Here is a 359-nt window from a genome sequence, read left to right as displayed (position 1 = left end):
TCACTTCATACTTGTATGCTACTCCATTTGCATCGTATGCTTGGAGTTTGCCAAACGTGTACTTCCATTCACTTGCTGCTGTTACCTCTTTTGTATCTACTACTTTACCGTTTTGTAAAAGATCTACTTTGATCATTGTCGGACGATCTTTCGCGTTATCGTCGTTCCATGTCTTCGTTCCTTCTACTTTCGTTTCGCCTACTTTTGTATTCGTGATGTCATAACCTTTTACTTTGGATTTATATCCTTCAACTGCTTGCTCTTTCACTTCATACTTGTATGCCTTACCTTCTGCATCGTAGGCTTGTAGTTTTTCAAACGTGTACTTCCATTCACTTGCTGCTGTTACTTCTTTTGTA

At 39.0% G+C, this 359-nt stretch carries 1 protein-coding gene; it reads right to left on the bottom strand.

Features of this window, described 5'->3' with window-relative positions:
* Positions 1-359 (bottom strand): Cna B-type domain-containing protein (locus COI75_RS17130; RefSeq protein WP_141535128.1); only part of this gene is annotated, 359 nt, incomplete at both ends.

Source organism: Bacillus cereus, assembly GCF_002564555.1.
In the GTDB taxonomy this organism is placed as follows: Bacteria; Bacillota; Bacilli; order Bacillales; family Bacillaceae_G; genus Bacillus_A; species Bacillus_A cereus_K.
This window is presented reverse-complemented; position numbering and strand designations above follow the sequence as displayed.